Raw genomic sequence first — 12,678 nt, forward strand, 5'->3', positions numbered from 1 at the left:
GAACTCAAGGCCGTCTTTCTCACCCATCACCATTAATGCTGTCGCTAATGCGTCAGCCGTCATTGATGAGGTATGAATAACCGTCACAGATACTAGCTTATGCTTAATCGGTTTACCGCTTACAGGATCAATCGTATGCGCAAAACGCTCACCATTAAGCTCGTAATAATTACGGTAATCACCAGATGTTGCAATCGCATTGTTACCAACCGCAATCACTTCTTGCACACTTTGATTGTCACTAGTCGGTTTCTCAACCGCAACCTGCCAATCAATACCGCGAGCATTAACACCATTAATACGCAGTTCACCACCCACTTCGACTAGGTAATTTTCAATACCTAATGAAGCAAAGTAGTCAGCGATAACATCAACGCCATAACCTTTCGCAATCGAAGACAAATCAACGTATAAACCATCAATGTCTTTGCTCAATGTCGTATCAGTAGCAGCTAAATGTTGAATACCGATACGCAGTTTGATCGTATCTAGCTGTTGTTGTGTGGGTATTTTTTCCGGTTTATTATCCGGACCAAAGCCCCACATATTAACTAACGGACCAACAGTAACATCAAGTGCACCATTCGTCAGCTTGTTCAAACGAAGAGCTTCTAGCACTACTTTTGCTGTATCAGCTGATACTTCAAAACCAGTAACCGCAACGCTTTGATTAAAGCGTGATAACTCTGAATTAGGACGATAAGTCGACATCTGGTCGTTCACTAATTCTAAACGTCTATCAATCTCAATCTGGATATCTTGCTTATCTTGTTCAGACAGTGGGAAGCCCACGACTTTCATGTGATAAGTAGTACCCATAGTAGGACCAGAAAAAAGCACTTCTTCGGTACTTTTTTGTTCACTACAACCAAGAATGAAAATGGCTAGCCCCATCAGAGCTAGCCATCGATACATCGATTTGAATTGAATCAAAAAATATTAACCAAAGTCATCTAGCATAATATTTTCATCTTCAACACCAAGATCTTTCAGCATACCGATAACAGCAGCATTCATCATTGGTGGACCACACATGTAGTATTCACAATCTTCTGGCGCGTCGTGATTCGTAAGATAGTTCTCAAGGATCACGTTATGGATGAAGCCTGTGTAACCTTCCCAGTTATCTTCTGGTTGTGGATCACTTAGTGCAACATGCCATTCAAAGTTTTCGTTCTCTTTTGCCAGCGTATCGAAATCTTCAACATAGAACATTTCACGCTTAGAACGAGCACCATACCAAAACGAAACTTTACGGTCTGTATTGAGACGGTTAAGTTGATCAAAAATGTGTGAACGCATTGGCGCCATACCAGCACCACCACCAACAAATACCATTTCATTGTCAGTTTCTTTCGCAAAGAACTCACCAAATGGACCTGAGATAGTTACTTTGTCGCCTGCTTTTAGGCTCCAAATGTATGATGACATTTTACCGGCTGGTAATGTAAGATTACGCGGCGGTGGCGTAGCAATACGCACGTTAAGCATAATGATACCGGCTTCTTCTGGGCAGTTAGCCATAGAATAAGCACGGATCGTTTCTTCATCAACTTTAGACTCGATGTCGAAGAAACCAAAGTGGTTCCAATCGCCACGATACTCTTCAGGAATATCATAGTCTGCATATTTAACATGGTGAGCAGGCGCTTCAATTTGGATGTAACCACCGGCACGGAAAGGAACCGCTTCGCCGTTTGGAATAGCCATTTTAAGCTCTTTAATGAAAGTCGCTTTGTTATCGTTAGAGATAACTTCACATTCCCATTTCTTAACACCAAAGATTTCTTCAGGTAGTTCGATGTCCATGTCAACTTTTACGCTAACTTGACATGATAAACGCTCGCCTTCACGTGCTTCACCTTTAGATATATGATCAAGTTCAGTTGGTAGAATATCGCCACCACCCGACTTAACTTTCACACGACACTGACCACATGTGCCACCGCCACCACAAGCTGAAGAAACGAAAATACCGCTAGCAGCTAGTGAACCTAGAAGTTTGCCACCTGCACTAGTAACCACAGCTTTCTCTGGGTCACCGTTAATACTAATTGTAATATCACCTTCACTTACCAATTTAGACTTAGCAAACAGAATTACTGTTACCAATGCTAAAACGATAATCGTGAACATGACTACGCCGAGAATGATTTCCATCGACTTATCCTTTGCTCTTGAAACGTGCTGACCGAAGCCAGCCGTTTATTATAACTGAATACCAGAAAATGACATGAAACCTAGCGCCATAAGACCTGCTGTAATAAAGGTAATACCTAAACCACGTAGACCATCTGGCACATCTGAATATTTCATTTTCTCACGAATACCGGCCATCGCAACGATCGCTAACATCCAACCTAGACCACTACCAAAACCATATACTACTGATTCTGTGAAGTTGTAGTCACGTTGTACCATGAAAGATACACCACCGAAGATTGCACAGTTAACTGTGATCAACGGTAGGAAAATACCCAGTGCGTTATATAGAGCCGGTAAGAACTTGTCTAACACCATCTCTAAGATTTGTACTAACGCGGCAATTACACCAATGAACGTGATGAAACCTAGAAAGCTTAAATCAGCTTCTGGGAAACCAGCCCAAGCAAGTGCACCTGGAGCAAGTACGCTGCCATAGATAACTTGGTTAACAGGAACCGAAATTGTCAGTACTGCAGTTACTGCAACACCAAGGCCGATTGCTGTTGTCACTTTCTTAGATACTGCAAGGAATGTACACATGCCTAAGAAGAATGATAATGCTAAGTTTTCAATGAAAATAGCACGTACGAATAAACTAATATAATGTTCCATCGTTTACCCCTTTGGCTCAACTTGCTCTGGTTTCCACGTACGTAGAGCCCAAATCAATAAACCAATGATGAAGAATGCACTTGGCGGAAGTAGTAATAGACCATTTGACTGGTACCAACCACCATTTTGGATAAGTGGTAAAATTTCAATACCAAACCAAGTACCTGAACCAAAGATTTCACGCACTGTCGCAACAGCGAGTAAGATAGCACCATAACCTAAACCGTTACCGATACCGTCTAAGAAACTTGGAAGAGGTTTATTCTTCATTGCATACGCTTCAGCACGACCCATTACGATACAGTTTGTAATGATGAGACCAACGAATACTGAAAGCTCTTTTGATAACTGGAACGCTACCGCTTTAAGTACTTGGTCAACAACGATCACAAGTGATGCAATGATTGCCATTTGTACAATAATACGCACACTATTAGGAATAACGTTACGTATTAATGAGATAAAGAAACTTGAGAAGGCAGTTACAACCATTACAGCGATTGTCATTACAAACGCAGTTTCCATCTTCGTTGTTACAGCCAGCGCAGAACAAACACCTAAGATTTGTAATGCAATTGGGTTATTCGTAACAATTGGTGAAGTAACTACTTCTCTTAAGTCAGACTTAGCCATTGTTTAAGCCTCCGTTTTGCAATTTCTTCAAGAAAGGACCAAAACCGTTTTCACCAATCCAGAACTGGAATGTATTTTCAACACCTTGGCTAGTTAGCGTAGCACCAGATAGACCATCAACACCTGAAGGAGTCTTATCTTGGCCGCCACCTTTCACGACACGGATTGCAACATCACCATTCGCATTGAATAGTTGTTTGCCTTCCCATTTTGCTGTCCACAATGGGTTTAACACTTCGCCACCTAGACCCGGAGTTTCACCTTGGTCATAGTACTGAATGCTTTTCACTGTTTTGCCATCTTTGTCGATTGCAACGAATGCATACATCGTTGACCATAGGCCACGACCGTATACAGGCAGTACATAAGACTCAACGTTACCTTGTGCATCTTTTACAAGATAAACATCAGCAACATTTGAACGACGTTTAATACCAGCAACGTCTTTACCAGTTAAGTCAGCACTTTTTGTTAGATCTTTTACGTTTTGAAGTTGATCAAATGTCGCTGCATTTTCTTCAACATATTCGCCCGTTTCTAAATCAACAAATTTAGCATCAACAAACTTCGAATAAAGTTCGCCAACCTTAACGCCTGCTTCTAATTTACCTGCTACAGAAAGTAGGTTAGTTTGCTTGTCTAATGCTTTGTTAGCATTTTGAGCATCACGTAAACCTACCGCCGCACCAGATACGATAATTGAACATACTAAACACAACGCCGTAACGACTGTGATAGTTTTCAGTGGAGTTTCTTTACTAGCCATTGCGTGCAAGTCTCCGTTTAATGTTAGCTTGAACAACAAAGTGATCAAATAGAGGCGCGAATAAGTTAGCAAATAAGATTGCTAGCATCATACCTTCTGGGAATGCAGGGTTAACCACACGAATTAGAACAACCATTAGGCCGATAAGAATACCGTATGCCCATTTACCATTATCAGTAAATGATGCCGATACCGGATCAGTCGCCATGAACATCATACCAAACGCGAAACCACCTAGAACTAGATGCCAGTAGAATGGTAATTCGAACATTGGGTTAGTATCAGAACCAATGATGTTGAATAGTAAGCTTGTCGCTACCATACCAATCATAACACCTGACACAATTCTCCAAGATGCAACACCAGCAGCTAGTAATACGCCACCAGAGACTAAGATAATTAACGTCGAAACTTCACCTGTAGAACCTTGCATGTTACCAATGAAAGCATCGGCCCAAGTCAAGGTACTTGTTAGGGCTTCAAGACCACCACCGGCAGCAGAGCTAAGCGCAGTAGCACCAGAGAAACCATCAACCGCAGTCCAAACAGCATCACCTGAAATGTCAGCTGGGTATGCGAAGAATAAGAACGCACGACCTGCTAATGCTGGATTTAAGAAGTTTTTACCTGTACCACCAAATACTTCTTTGGCGATTACCACACCGAAAGTAATACCGATAGCTGCTTGCCATAATGGAATATTAGCAGGCAGGATAAGTGCAAATAGGATAGATGTTACAAAGAAACCTTCATTTACTTCATGCTTACGCACTGCCGCAAATAAAACTTCCCAGAAACCACCAACCACAAACACTGTCGCATAAATAGGCAAGAAATAAACCGCACCATATAGCATATTTGCTATAACACCGGCGCCCTCACCCATGGTTACGCCAAACGTACTCAGTAGCGCAACATGCCAATCATCAAATAGGGAACCAGCATTTGATGCGATAGCGGCATTTGCTTGAGCACCAATGTTGTACATACCCCAGAAAACCATAGGTAAAGCACACATCCACACTAAGATCATGATTCGTTTTAAATCGATATTATCACGTACGTGTGTGTTACCTTTTGTAACAAAGCCAGGTGTAAATAAGCCAGTTGCAACAGCTTCATACAGGGCAAACCATTTTTCGTGTTTACCGCCTGGTTCGAAGTGATGTTCCATCCCTTCGATATAATTCTTAAGACCCATGCTTAACCTTCCTTCTCAATTGTCGTTAGACAATTACGTAGAATTGGACCAAAGTCGTACTTACCTGGGCAAGAGAAAGTACATAACGCTAAATCTTCTTCGTCTAATTCAAGACAACCTAACGTAATCGCTTCGTCTGTATCACCCGTTACTAATGAACGCAGTAACATAGTTGGTAAGATATCTAATGGCATAACGCGCTCATAGTTACCAATTGGCATCATCGCACGATCACTACCACCAGTCGTCGTAGTGAAGTTGAATTGACGTGCACGATTCAATGCCGAAGCATATACGTTAGCAACAGAGAACTTATCACTACCCGGTTTCATGTAACCAAGAAACTCTTTCTCACGACCTTCAGTTAGTGCACTAATTTGGTTGTGGTAACGACCAAGATAAGCATGTACACCTTCAGATTTAACACCATTTAATACAGAACCAGAAATAACGCGGTTTTCACCTTCGTTAAATTCATTTACAGTTAATTCTGTAATCGATGCGCCTAGACGAGTTTTAATTAAGCGTGGATTTTTCACAGCAGGACCTGCTAATGAAATCACACGGTCAGTTTGTAGCTCACCCGTAGTGAATAGCAGACCAAAAGCAATAACGTCTTGATAACCGATAGACCAAACCGTACGGTTAGTCCCTGCTGATTCTAATAAATGGATATGCGTACCGGCAAGACCCGCTGGATGAGGACCAGCAAATACATGCTCTTCTACATTTGTTGCCGCTGATTTAGGTAACGCGCTTTCTGCTTTACAAACGTAAACTTTACCGCTTGTTAAGTGTGAAATCACATTTAAACCATCAACAAATGCATCACTGCTTTGATTAATAATTAATGCCGCATCAGCAGCTAATGGATTAGTATCCATCGCCGTTACAAAGATTGCAGATGCATTACTATCAATCGCAGGAACACGGCTAAATGGACGAGTGCGTAATGCAGTCCATAAACCTGAGTCTACAAGATTGTTAACCACGACATCGCGGTCAAGATTAGCAATTTCAGCTGATGTAACCTGAGCAAACTTCTCACTCTCGTTACCATCTACATCAATTACTACCGATTGTAAGATCCGCTTAGCGCCACGGTTAACTTCAGCAATTGTTCCTGCAGCGAAGGCTGTATATTTAACGCCTGGTGTCTTTTTGTCTTCAAAAAGTACCTGACCTTTCTTAACACGATCACCAACTTTAACACTCATTGTTGGGCGCATTCCAATATACTCTTCACCTAGAACAGCAACTCGTTTGATAGCAGGGCCATCATGAATTACTTGCTCAGGTTTACCTGCGATAGGTAGATCCAGTCCTTTTTTTATCGTAATCATACTCACATGCACTACTTTTTTTAGGAAGATAAAGAACACTTTTGCCAGTGAAAATTGCGCACCAAAAATACTCAGTAATGAGTATTCACAAGGTGGTACACTTTCATTAACAAAAAATTTGGGGTTATTCTAGCACTAATTCAAGGCGATTGCTCGCACTACATCAAGTAACAGACACTAATAAATGAAACTGTTCAACACTCGTGAAAATATAAAAATAATCAATTTAAAACATAAGCTTAATAAAACAAAACTTAAATAACATTAAACATTTAATCAAAAAAAGTTATTTTTTGCACTGACTTGAGTCACATATAACAATATCTGTATTAATTGAAATTACATCCTGAAAATTAACAATTGCTCACACCCTTGCAACATCAATTGGCCATATTTCTAATTCAACAGTAATCAACCTAAACAGTCTGGTGACTCAGGTATTTTTTGTTCTTGAGCATTTTTTTAGCCCACTGATCTGACGTATAGGCATGAATTGATAACGCGTGAATACCCGCTGCAAATTGAGCCTCCAGCGCAGTATTCACCATACGGTGGCGCGCAATCAACATTTTATTGTCGAATTCGGCGGCGACAATCACCACAGAAAAATGGATTTCGGTGCCTGGTGGCACATTGTGCTTATGACTGTCACAAACCACATCTAAATATTGAATATCAAAACTGGTTAATAATTGCTGTTTAATATCGTTACCTAATGACATTTAAAACCTCTTCTTTATATATTTAGTAAAATAACAGTGTAAAATGCACGATCAACCTTAAATGGATCAAATTATGAACACTGAACTATCTCTTGAAAGTATCGAATTATCTTTATACCGCTACCCTAAACGTAGCGTTGAGCAACTGCAAGCATGGGACTCTGCTGATGAGTATATTCTTAATACCGTTGCAGATTTAACGCTTGCAGAGCACTCTTCAGTACTTATCTTTAATGATAGCTTTGGTGCATTAACGTGTGCGCATAATCAACATAATGTCACTACGGTGAGTGACTCATGGATCAGCCATGCGGCAATCGCGCAAAATCTCGATGAAAATGAGTTAACCACAGAACAGGTCAAAGTCCAAGACTGTCTTGCTGCGTTACCAGAAAATATTGATTTAGTATTAATCAAGATCCCACGCACATTGTCGTTATTAGAACATCAACTTGCGATGCTTAGTCACGTTGTGACGCCGAATACCACGATTATTGCGGGTGCTAAAGCGAAAGATATTCATAATTCTACGCTAGCGTTATTTGAAAAATACCTCGGCGAGACGAAAACATCATTAGCAAAGAAAAAATCACGTTTGATCTTTTCAACCATAACCGAAACCAAAGCATTAGAAATTCCAGCACCAGTTAGCTGGGATGTTGCCAAAACAAATATCTCGCTATCTAATCACGCCAATGTATTTTCACGCAACAATTTAGATATTGGCGGCAACTTCTTTATGCAGTATTTACCAAAAGGTGAATACCAGCATATTATCGACCTAGGTTGTGGTAACGGCGTGATTGGTATTACAGCGGCGCGACTAAATCCACAAGCTAAAATTACCTTTGTTGATGAGTCATTTATGGCTATTGCATCAGCAAAAGAAAATGTGGCCGCGAACATTGCTAGCCATGAACCTGACATTGAATTCTTGGTGAATAACTGTTTATACGACTATGAACCACACAGTGTGGACCTAGTATTGTGTAACCCTCCGTTCCATCAAGAAAAAGCCATTACCGATCATATCGCATGGCAAATGTTTAAAGATGCCCACCGTGCATTAGCTTGGGGCGGCGCACTCTACATTGTCGGTAACCGCCACCTTGATTACCATATTAAACTTGAACGTTTATTTGATAATCATGAAGTTGTCGCATCAAATGCCAAGTTCGTTATAATTAAGGCGCAAAAATAATATGCTGAAAAAACTACTACTAAGTGCCAGTCTATTATTATTGACAGCCTGTGCCAGTGCGCCTCAGCAAGTAAATATTACTGCAGAGCCAGCACAGCTAACAACCCAATATAGCGACACTCAAGTATCGCTAACAAGCAAAGATATTCGTGATGCCAATTACCTTATTGCTATTCACAAAGTTGGAGAACCAGCACAGCTACTGAATAATGAAGGTTCACTGGTAAACCTGACTACGGCAAAATTACAGCAAGGTTGGGAACAGCAAGGGTTAGTGTTTAAGCCGCAAGCAGATATCGCGATAAACCTTGAACTGCAAACAGCGAGAATCGATGTTCAGCAAGATAGCTTTGAGCATCAAGCTGACTCGGCTTTAGTATTGATTATCTCAATTGAAAATAAAGGCCAAACACTGACGAAGCAGTACCGCAGTGCATCGACATTAACAGGCGCATTTAGCCCGTCAATGAGTGATTTAGAAGCTAAATTTTCGCAGCAATTGTCATCACTACTGGACGATATATTTAATGATCAACAGATCCGTGATTATCTAGCCCGCTAGTTAGCCTCACGATATAGTGTAAAGCAGTACATAACGTAAAAAGCCTCGTTGATGACTTATTATAAGATCATTAACGAGGCTTTTTTATTTGCTTATTCCGGCTAAGCTAGGTAGGTTATTGTTTTGCCGTTTAACTCTTTATTTTAATAGTGTGATACTTTCAATCACAATATCAGTCAATGGCACATCACTGTAGTACTGTTTCTTACCCGTTGGTTGCATCGCCATTTTATCAACCACATCCATGCCTTTTATTACTCGGCCAAATACTGCATACCCAGCTTGTGAAGGCTGTGAACCAGAGCGATTTAAAAAGTTATTGTCTTTCAAGTTAATGAAAAATTGTGACGTTGCTGAATTCGGATTATTAGTTCGTGCCAAAGCTAGCGTACCACGTTCATTACTTAAGCCATTACCCGCTTCATTAATGATTGGTTTACCTGAGGTTTGCTTGTCCATATTCGCTTTAAAGCCACCTGTTTGCGCCATGAAACCAGGGATCACGCGATGAAAAATAATACCGCTGTAAAAGTCACTTTCAACATAGTTGATAAAGTTAGCCACCGATACAGGGGCTTGTTCAGGGTATAGCTCAACCGTGATATCACCGAGGTTAGTTTTGATTAGCGCTTTGCTTTCTGCTGCAAATGCAGTATTAACCATAAATATTGAGCATAAAACTAACAATGATTTAGTAAAAAAATGATTTATTCGCATGATGTAAGTTCCATTCAGTTATAAAAATAAGCTTATTTATCGCTACTATATCAGATGTTTGATATATAAAAAGCTTAGCCATTAATAACCAAGCTTATGACTTAAATACAAAGTTTTGTTAATTTTTTAACACCAGCACCGGCAAAAATCAATCTTTTGAGATGATTCACACTTTGTTCATTAATCCGTATTAAGAATACGCTTATTCATGACAGCTGAATATTTTAGTCTAGGATTGAAATTAGATACTAATAAATGAGGAGATTTGCATGGAAGCGAAAAAGTTCATTGACGAGAAATCTGATGTTTTAGCTAACTATCTCGACTTTTTTCTAATGAGGAAACTTACTTATGCTCAATTAAACCATTTTCTATGGGATACATTACGAGAATGGGATAATTTGGATATTTATGATGAGTCGACAGATAGCTGTAAGGAACAAGTTTTTTGGTTCCTGCTATTTGAGTTAAAAAGCTGGTCTAGCCAACAGATTTTTGCCAACCGTATATTGCGCCAAAGATTACATACCGGTGCGTTATTTTTACAAGGTCAAGGAGTTAAGCCATACAACTGTATTGGTATTAGACCTATAACGGAATACTTGGACTAATTTCGCCAACGTTATTATAAAATAAATCGATTAAGCCAAGCCCAGTCTGTTGTTGGGCTTATTTAATTCATAAAAATACGGTAGTATCAGCAAACACTTACGTAAGATGGATTGCTGACATTGCCGACTTTTCTTCGAACCTTATCAATTTACCTTAATCCCCGTGTGCTATTTATGGGATTATTTGGTTTCTCCTCTGGTTTACCTATCCTGCTGGTTTTCTCAACATTGTCATTTTGGCTACGAGAAGCTGGTGTTGAACGTGCCAGTATTGGTTTCTTTAGCTGGATAGCCCTTGCTTATGGTTTCAAATGGGCTTGGTCGCCACTGATCGATCAGATCCGATTACCTTGGTTGCATAAAAAATTAGGCCGTCGTCGTAGCTGGCTGCTGTTTACACAAATAATGATCATTGCCATGCTGATGGTGATGGCAACACAAGACCCTCAACAAAGTGTGATCTTATTTATCATCGCATCCCTTGGATTAGCGCTGTTTTCTGCCACCCAAGATATTGTTGTTGATGCTTTTCGAATTGAAAGTGCCGACAGCCGATTACAAGGAGCGATGGCAGCAACCTACATGACAGGTTATCGACTGGCGATGATCGTGGCAGGTGCTGGTTCACTCGCTATTGCAGCCTTTTATGATAACAGTGCGGTTTATAATGCTGCAGCTTGGCAGTTCGCCTATGCTTGTATGGCTCTGTTTATGTTATTTGGTGTTTTTGCAACCTTACTTTCTAAAGAACCCGTCGCTAAACATAAAATTCAAACTGTGCACAATGTACGTGAATTCCTCATCACCGGCATAGTAAAGCCGCTTCTCGATCTATTCCAGCGTTATGGTAAGACCTGCTTGGTGTTACTGGGCATTGTTATCACCTACCGCATCAGTGATATTGTCATGGGCATTATGGCGAACCCCTTTTATGTGGATATGGGCTACTCAAAAGCTGAGGTTGCGACCGTGGCAAAAGTATTTGGCGTGATCATGACACTGGTTGGGGCTGGTTTAGGGGGACTATTAGTCAATGGCTTTGGTCTGCTTTCGACCTTATTACTCGGCGGCGTGCTATCCGCTTTAACCAATGTACTTTTTCATTGGATGGCTGGGAACATGGCTGCTAGCCAATTAATGTCAGTACTGGCCTTGCTCCTGCCAGAAACGTGGTTACAAGCTCAAGACCCTGCCCTATTGTTATTAACCTTGGTGATCAGTGCCGATAACTTAAGCGCCGGTATCGCATCATGTGCCTTTGTGGTGTTCTTATCTCGACTAACCAACACCCAATTTACCGCGACACAATACGCCCTATTCTCATCAATCATGGTGTTGCTACCGAAGTTTATTGCTGGTTTCTCTGGCGTGGTGGTCGATGCATGGGATTACTCAGCCTTCTTTATTGGCACCGCAGTAATAGGTATTGTGCCTGTTACTTTCATTATGCTACTCATTTATATGCAAATGACTAAACGCTTTAACTGGATTGAATCTTAGGCATAAAAAAGCCCAGTGTGGATAAACAGACTGGGCTTTACGTACTTATGTGAATATTTACTTAGAACAAGTAAGCCTCCATATTAGTCACGGCATATTAGTCACGAAAGTTATCAAACTGGAACGGTTGACCTAGTTCAGCGGTTTTAATATGCTGCATAACAGCTTGTAAATCATCACGCTTTTTACCAACAACACGTACTTTATCGCCTTGGATAGATACTTGTACCTTAAGTTTGCTGTCTTTAATTGATTTCACAACTTTCTTAGCGACCGCGCCTTCAATACCTTGTAAAAACTCAATATCAGCACTGCAAGTTTTACCTGAAAATTCAGTTTTACCGATGCTCATTGAAGATGAGTCAATATTACGCTTCACTAACGCACCACGTAAAATATCCGCCATTTGACGAAGTTGCATATCTTCATCTGTACGCATTTTAACTTTTTCTTTAATTAGCTCAAAACTTGCATCAACACCACGGAAATCAAAGCGTGTGCTTAACTCACGGTTTGCATTGTCAGTTGCGTTTTTCACTTCAACCATATCTACTTCAGAAATAATATCAAATTGCGGCATCTTTATGTCCTATCATTTATAATGT

At 40.5% G+C, this 12,678-nt stretch carries 14 protein-coding genes; 4 read left to right on the plus strand and 10 right to left on the minus strand.

The window, feature by feature from the left end:
• From QNK26_RS08270 to QNK26_RS08305, 8 genes are all read right to left on the minus strand, one after another.
• Positions 1-894, minus strand: an 894-nt coding sequence (locus QNK26_RS08270; protein ID WP_319222147.1) for an FAD:protein FMN transferase, incomplete at its 3' end; no start/stop codon positions are given.
• Positions 895-939: 45 nt separating this feature from the next.
• Positions 940-2,160 (minus strand): NADH:ubiquinone reductase (Na(+)-transporting) subunit F, encoded by a 1,221-nt coding sequence (nqrF, locus tag QNK26_RS08275; protein ID WP_319222149.1) that lies wholly within the window; start codon positions 2,158-2,160, stop codon positions 940-942.
• A gap of 48 nt (positions 2,161-2,208) precedes the next feature.
• Positions 2,209-2,817, minus strand: a complete 609-nt coding sequence (gene nqrE, locus QNK26_RS08280) for an NADH:ubiquinone reductase (Na(+)-transporting) subunit E (RefSeq protein ID WP_319222151.1) — start codon at positions 2,815-2,817, stop codon at positions 2,209-2,211.
• A gap of 3 nt (positions 2,818-2,820) precedes the next feature.
• The gene (locus QNK26_RS08285; protein ID WP_319222152.1) at positions 2,821-3,450 is read right to left on the minus strand and encodes an NADH:ubiquinone reductase (Na(+)-transporting) subunit D; all 630 of its coding nucleotides are present in this window, start codon (positions 3,448-3,450) and stop codon (positions 2,821-2,823) included.
• Positions 3,443-4,216, minus strand: a complete 774-nt coding sequence (locus tag QNK26_RS08290) for a Na(+)-translocating NADH-quinone reductase subunit C (RefSeq protein WP_319222153.1) — start codon at positions 4,214-4,216, stop codon at positions 3,443-3,445. Before QNK26_RS08290 ends, QNK26_RS08285 begins: the two co-directional genes overlap by 8 nt.
• Positions 4,209-5,417: an NADH:ubiquinone reductase (Na(+)-transporting) subunit B gene (locus QNK26_RS08295; protein WP_319222154.1), complete on the minus strand. Its 1,209-nt coding sequence runs from the start codon at positions 5,415-5,417 to the stop codon at positions 4,209-4,211. Before QNK26_RS08295 ends, QNK26_RS08290 begins: the two co-directional genes overlap by 8 nt.
• A 2-nt stretch (positions 5,418-5,419) precedes the next feature.
• On the minus strand, positions 5,420-6,760 hold the full coding sequence (locus tag QNK26_RS08300) for a Na(+)-translocating NADH-quinone reductase subunit A (RefSeq protein WP_319222155.1): 1,341 nt from the start codon (positions 6,758-6,760) through the stop codon (positions 5,420-5,422).
• 416 nt (positions 6,761-7,176) lie between these two features.
• Positions 7,177-7,482: a BolA family protein gene (locus tag QNK26_RS08305; protein WP_319222156.1), complete on the minus strand. Its 306-nt coding sequence runs from the start codon at positions 7,480-7,482 to the stop codon at positions 7,177-7,179.
• A 73-nt stretch (positions 7,483-7,555) separates the two neighbouring features.
• On the opposite strand from QNK26_RS08305, the gene QNK26_RS08310 reads away from it, so the two are divergent.
• Together QNK26_RS08310 and QNK26_RS08315 are read left to right on the plus strand one after the other, a co-directional pair.
• Positions 7,556-8,683, plus strand: coding sequence for a methyltransferase (locus QNK26_RS08310; RefSeq protein WP_319222157.1), 1,128 nt, complete (start codon positions 7,556-7,558; stop codon positions 8,681-8,683).
• A gap of 1 nt (position 8,684) precedes the next feature.
• Positions 8,685-9,245: a YajG family lipoprotein gene (locus QNK26_RS08315; protein ID WP_319222158.1), complete on the plus strand. Its 561-nt coding sequence runs from the start codon at positions 8,685-8,687 to the stop codon at positions 9,243-9,245.
• A 138-nt stretch (positions 9,246-9,383) separates the two neighbouring features.
• On the opposite strand, the gene QNK26_RS08320 is transcribed toward QNK26_RS08315, so the two are convergent.
• Positions 9,384-9,908 (minus strand): peptidylprolyl isomerase, encoded by a 525-nt coding sequence (locus QNK26_RS08320; protein WP_319222199.1) that lies wholly within the window; start codon positions 9,906-9,908, stop codon positions 9,384-9,386.
• Between the two features lie 323 nt (positions 9,909-10,231).
• Here QNK26_RS08320 and QNK26_RS08325 point away from each other — a divergent pair, with 323 nt between their 5' ends.
• A complete protein-coding gene (locus tag QNK26_RS08325) occupies positions 10,232-10,573 on the plus strand; it encodes a hypothetical protein (RefSeq protein ID WP_319222159.1) in 342 nt (113 codons plus the stop codon).
• A gap of 120 nt (positions 10,574-10,693) precedes the next feature.
• A complete protein-coding gene (locus QNK26_RS08330) occupies positions 10,694-12,073 on the plus strand; it encodes an AmpG family muropeptide MFS transporter (protein ID WP_319222160.1) in 1,380 nt (459 codons plus the stop codon).
• A gap of 97 nt (positions 12,074-12,170) precedes the next feature.
• Here QNK26_RS08330 and QNK26_RS08335 read toward each other — a convergent pair whose 3' ends face one another.
• Positions 12,171-12,653, minus strand: a complete 483-nt coding sequence (locus QNK26_RS08335) for a YajQ family cyclic di-GMP-binding protein (RefSeq protein ID WP_319222162.1) — start codon at positions 12,651-12,653, stop codon at positions 12,171-12,173.
• Positions 12,654-12,678 lie beyond the last annotated feature (25 nt).

Source organism: Moritella sp., assembly GCF_033791185.1.
Lineage (GTDB): Bacteria > Pseudomonadota > Gammaproteobacteria > Enterobacterales > Moritellaceae > Moritella.

Excerpts from the sequence above, each read along its gene's own strand:
- QNK26_RS08285 (WP_319222152.1), bottom strand. The coding sequence starts at position 3,450 with ATGGCTAAGTCTGACTTAAGAGAAGTAGTTACTTCACCAATTGTTACG.
- QNK26_RS08320 (WP_319222199.1), bottom strand. The coding sequence starts at position 9,908 with ATGGTTAATACTGCATTTGCAGCAGAAAGCAAAGCGCTAATCAAAACT.
- QNK26_RS08325 (WP_319222159.1), top strand. The coding sequence starts at position 10,232 with ATGGAAGCGAAAAAGTTCATTGACGAGAAATCTGATGTTTTAGCTAAC.
- QNK26_RS08335 (WP_319222162.1), bottom strand. The coding sequence starts at position 12,653 with ATGCCGCAATTTGATATTATTTCTGAAGTAGATATGGTTGAAGTGAAA.
- QNK26_RS08310 (WP_319222157.1), top strand. The coding sequence starts at position 7,556 with ATGAACACTGAACTATCTCTTGAAAGTATCGAATTATCTTTATACCGC.
- QNK26_RS08305 (WP_319222156.1), bottom strand. The coding sequence starts at position 7,482 with ATGTCATTAGGTAACGATATTAAACAGCAATTATTAACCAGTTTTGAT.
- QNK26_RS08295 (WP_319222154.1), bottom strand. The coding sequence starts at position 5,417 with ATGGGTCTTAAGAATTATATCGAAGGGATGGAACATCACTTCGAACCA.
- QNK26_RS08315 (WP_319222158.1), top strand. The coding sequence starts at position 8,685 with ATGCTGAAAAAACTACTACTAAGTGCCAGTCTATTATTATTGACAGCC.
- nqrF (WP_319222149.1), bottom strand. The coding sequence starts at position 2,160 with ATGGAAATCATTCTCGGCGTAGTCATGTTCACGATTATCGTTTTAGCA.
- QNK26_RS08290 (WP_319222153.1), bottom strand. The coding sequence starts at position 4,216 with ATGGCTAGTAAAGAAACTCCACTGAAAACTATCACAGTCGTTACGGCG.
- QNK26_RS08300 (WP_319222155.1), bottom strand. The coding sequence starts at position 6,760 with ATGATTACGATAAAAAAAGGACTGGATCTACCTATCGCAGGTAAACCT.
- nqrE (WP_319222151.1), bottom strand. The coding sequence starts at position 2,817 with ATGGAACATTATATTAGTTTATTCGTACGTGCTATTTTCATTGAAAAC.